Annotated in this window: 4 protein-coding genes; 2 read left to right on the forward strand and 2 right to left on the reverse strand. The window is 71.5% G+C overall.

Features of this window, described 5'->3' with window-relative positions:
- Positions 1–97: 97 nt before the first annotated feature.
- Together ACFW9D_RS37990 and ACFW9D_RS37995 are read right to left on the reverse strand one after the other, a co-directional pair.
- Positions 98–475, reverse strand: coding sequence for a peptidase inhibitor family I36 protein (locus ACFW9D_RS37990; protein WP_384630018.1), 378 nt, complete (start codon positions 473–475; stop codon positions 98–100).
- Positions 476–619: 144 nt separating this feature from the next.
- A complete protein-coding gene (locus ACFW9D_RS37995) occupies positions 620–2,236 on the reverse strand; it encodes an MFS transporter (protein WP_188339137.1) in 1,617 nt (538 codons plus the stop codon).
- A 128-nt stretch (positions 2,237–2,364) separates the two neighbouring features.
- Here ACFW9D_RS37995 and ACFW9D_RS38000 point away from each other — a divergent pair, with 128 nt between their 5' ends.
- A complete protein-coding gene (locus ACFW9D_RS38000) occupies positions 2,365–2,988 on the forward strand; it encodes a TetR/AcrR family transcriptional regulator (protein WP_188341581.1) in 624 nt (207 codons plus the stop codon).
- 130 nt (positions 2,989–3,118) lie between these two features.
- On the forward strand, positions 3,119–4,263 hold a 1,145-nt coding region (locus tag ACFW9D_RS38005), incomplete at its 3' end, for an alpha/beta hydrolase (protein WP_384630020.1).

Consider the following 4,263-nt stretch of genomic DNA (forward strand, 5'->3'; position numbering starts at 1 on the left):
GCCTCTATCGGGGAAATGCGGCGCGTAGCGCCTGCATTTCAGGGGCGCGGGGAACTGCGCGGCCCGCCCCCACCGGGGCCGCAGACAGCTACGGACCTCAGTTCTCCCAGATTTTGAAAGCCCGTACTCGGTACGGGCTTTCGGGCTCGTACGTGCCGCTGCCGGGGTAGGTCTGGAACTCTCCGGTCTCGGCGCAGGTCGCGGACTGGTACGTGGTCACGGGGCGGCCCGTGCGGTTGGCGAGGGAGGACGCGCTGACGCCCGGTGGCAGCGCGGTGCAGCTCTCGATGTCGGTGCCGGACAGTTCGTAGACGTGCCGGGCGCCCTTGAAGTCCTGCTTCGACCAGAGGCAGAGCTCGCCCTTGGCGCAGGTGCCGAGCGCGGGCGGGGCCGCCGCCGTGGCCGGGCCGCCGGTGAGGGCCGTGGCGGCCAGGGCGAGCGCGGAGACGGTGAGCGCGGTCGTGGATGTACGCATGGGTCAACCCCCGTGGTGTGCCGATCAGTTGCCGGGCCGACTCTGGCGGCCTTGATCGTCTTCGGGGAAGGGGCCGGCCGGGTGCGTCACCCGGATAAGCGAAAGCCCCCAGGGAGAACCCTGGGGGCTTGACGCGGGGCGCGGTCAGATGTGGGCCGCGCCGGCTCCCGCCTCGGCGTTCTCGCCGCGCTTGGTGAGGAGCGCGACCAGCACCGCGAAGGCGGCGACGGCAGCGGCCACCAGGCAGGCCAGACCCATCCCGGACATGAACGTGTCGTGCGCGACCTGCGTGATCTGCGCGGCGACCGGGGCCGGGGTGCCCGGCGGGACCGGGGCGACGCCGACCTGGACCGCTTCGGAGACCTGGTCGAGCTGGGCGGGCGGGAGTTCGGGGAGCTTGGCCGCCGCCCAGTTGCCCGGCAGGTCGCTGTCGACCTTGGAGGCCATGACGGCGCCGAGGACGGCCGTGCCGAGGCTGCCGCCGATCTGCATGGCGGCCTGCTGGAGTCCGCCGGCGACACCGGACAGCTCCATCGGCGCGTTGCCCACGATGACCTCGGTGGCGCCGACCATGACCGGGGCGAGGCCCAGGCCGAGCAGGGCGAACCAGACGGACATGACGCCGCTGCCGGTGCCCGGCTCCAGCGTCGACATGCCGTACATGGCGATCGCGGTGAGCGCCATGCCGCCGGCGAGCGGGATGCGCGGGCCGGCCTTGGTGATCAGGGCTCCGGCCAGCGGGGAGCCGACGATCATCATGCCGGTGAGCGGCAGCAGGTGCAGACCGCTGTCGATCGGGCTCATCCCGTGCACGTTCTGGAGGTAGAACGTCACGAAGAACAGGCCGCCCATGAAGGCGATGGCCATGAGGACCATCAGGACCACACCGGCGGACAGCGCCACCGAGCGGAACAGGCCGAGCGGGATGAGCGGCTCGGAGACGAAGTTCTCCCACACCGCGAACAGCAGGAAGCAGAGCACGGAGCCGGCGATGAACGCCCAGGTGAGGCCGTCGCCCCAGCCCCAGGTCGGGGCCTTGATGAGGGCCCAGACGAGGCAGAACATCGCGCCGGAGAGCAGCAGGATGCCGAGGACGTCGAAGGAGCGCGGCGCGTTCTGCGCGCGGTGGTCGAGCAGGATGAACAGGCCGAGGACGAGGGCGATCACGCCGACCGGCACGTTGATGAAGAACACCGACTGCCAGCTGACGTGCTCGACGAGCACACCGCCGAGGATCGGGCCGCCCGCGGTGGAGGCGCCGATCACCATGCCCCAGATGCCGATCGCCATGTTCAGCTTCTCGGCCGGGAACGTGGCGCGCAGCAGGCCGAGCGCGGCGGGCATGAGGAGCGCGCCGAACAGGCCCTGGAAGACGCGGAACGTGATGACGAACGCGATGCTGTCGGACAGTCCGATGGCGCCGGACGCGGCGGCGAAGCCGACCACGCCGATGAGGAAGGTCTGCCGGTGACCGAAGCGGTCGCCGAGCTTGCCCGCGGTGATCAGGGTGACCGCGAGGGCGAGGAAGTAGCCGTTGGTGATCCACTGGACGTCGGCGAAGCTCGCGTCGAGCTTGTCCTGGATGACCGGGTTGGCGATGGCGACGATGGTGCCGTCGAGGGCGACCATCATGACGCCGATCGCGACGGCGAACAGGGTCAGCCAGGGGTGCCCCCGCAGCCCCCTGGCCGGTGCGGGGTCCGGCGCCGCGGCGGGTTCCGGTATCCGGTCCGCCTTGTCGATGGTGATCCGACTAGTCATGCGGGACACGCTAGTGACAGCCTCTGACAGTTGACAAAGCATTTCACAAGTCGGTAACTGTCAGGTCGCTCACACTATGCTGAACTGCGAGAACAGCCGGAGAGACGACCAGGGCGGCCGGATTGAACCTGCGTGAACTCAAGAAGGCGCGCACCCGGGACGCGCTGCTGCGAGCCGCGCTCGAGCTGTACACGACCCAGGGGTACGAGCGGACGACCGTCGACGAGATCGCCGAGCGCTGCGAGGTCTCCCAGCGCACCTTCTTCCGCTACTTCGCGAACAAGGAGGAGGCCGCCTTCGCCGTCCAGGAGATGGTGGAGTCGCGCTACGTCGCCGCCCTGCGCGAACGGCCCGCGCACGAGGGCCCCTTGGAGGCGCTGCGCGGCACGGTCCTCGGCACCTGGGACGACCTGAACCGCTCGATCGCGGAGGTCATCCCGGTCGAACTCCACATGCGCGCCTACCGGATGATCGAGTCGACGCCCGCCCTGCTCGCCGCGCATCTGCGCCGCTCCGTCGAACTGGAGGAGCAGGTCGCGCGGGTGATCGCCGAGCGCGAGGGCGTCGACGTCGACGCCGACCCCCGGCCGCGCGTGGCGGTGGCCGCGTTCAGCGGCGTGATGCGGCTCACCGGGCGACTGTGGGGCGCCGGCGAGGACATGAGCGTGGAGGCGATCAGGGCGCTCACCGAGTCCTGCCTCGACCAGCTCGGTCCCGCGCTCGGGGCGCGATGGCGCGGTGACGACGCGTGACACGGCGCCCCTACGCAACGTGAGGCCCTGACAGCAACTACGCCCGGTTTTACCCAAATACACCCCCGGAAACGTGATCTGCCTCACCCGCTGCACGGAGCGCGACGCGCTTCTCCTAGGGTGTCCCGCAGTGACTTCCTTCGACTCCTCCCCCCAACTCAACGTCTGGCGCGCGCTGCTCGCTCTGGCCGTCGTGTTCATCATGCTGGCGACCACCGGCTGGACGGCGGTGCGTCACCACCGGGGAGCCGACTCCCCGCTGCGGACCGCGCTCTCCTCCTGGGAGCACGGCCGGCTGAACGGACACGCCCTGCCCGCGCCCGACGGCTCCCCCACCCGCCTCGCGCACTTCTTCGCCTCGCTCACCCCCCACCAGCGCGGCCTGCTCGCCGACCGCTATCCCCTCGCGGTCGGCAACATGAACGGCGCGCCCGTCTCCCTGCGCTACCGCGCCAACCGGATCGCGCTCGACAAGGCGCGCGAGGTCGAACGCGGCCGCATCCACGACAACCGCCTGTCCGCGGTCGGTCACGCCGACGCCAAGGAGCGCATGAAACGCTTCGCGCTGCTGGCCCGGCCCGACCGCAAGATCCTCGCCTTCGACCCCATGGGCACCGGCCGGGTCGCCGAGGTCTTCGGCGACCTCGACACGGCCCGCCGGGTCTCCGTCGTGGTGCCCGGCGTCGACACGACGGTGCTGACGTTCCAGCGCACCGCCCGCAAGTACTCCGCCCCCGTCGGCATGGCCCGCTCGCTGTACGCGGCCGAGCGCGAGGCCGATCCGACGGCCCGGACCGCCGTCATCGCCTGGGCCGACTACACGGCCCCGGCCGGGCTCGGCGTCGACGCGGCGACCTCGATGCGGGCGGACGACGGGGCGGTGCGGCTCAACGCGATGCTGCGCGGGCTGCCCGGCCGCTCCTCGGTCGCCCTGTACTGCCACAGCTACGGCTCCGTCGTCTGCGGGGTCGCGGCACGCGGCCTGCCCTCACGGGTCAGCGACATCGCGGTGGCCGGCAGCCCCGGGATGCGGGCCGCGCACGCCTCGGGCCTCGGCACCAAGGCCCGCGTGTGGGCCACCCGCGACAAGGACGACTGGATCGCGGACGTCCCGAACATGGAGCTCGGCGGCCTCGGCCACGGCGCCGACCCGGTCGCGTCGGGCTTCGGCGCGCGGGTATTCGCGGCCGGCGACGCCCAGGGGCACACCGGGTACTTCGTGCCCGGCACGGAGAGCCTGCGGAACTTCGCGGAGATCGGGACTGGCGCGTACCG

It is taken from the genome of Streptomyces sp. NPDC059524, assembly GCF_042749255.1.
Taxonomy (GTDB): domain Bacteria; phylum Actinomycetota; class Actinomycetes; order Streptomycetales; family Streptomycetaceae; genus Streptomyces; species Streptomyces xanthii.

What these genes read in the sequence shown, in the direction of transcription:
- ACFW9D_RS37995 (WP_188339137.1), bottom strand. Translation starts at nt 2,236, where the DNA reads ATGACTAGTCGGATCACCATCGACAAGGCGGACCGGATACCGGAACCC.
- ACFW9D_RS37990 (WP_384630018.1), bottom strand. Translation starts at nt 475, where the DNA reads ATGCGTACATCCACGACCGCGCTCACCGTCTCCGCGCTCGCCCTGGCC.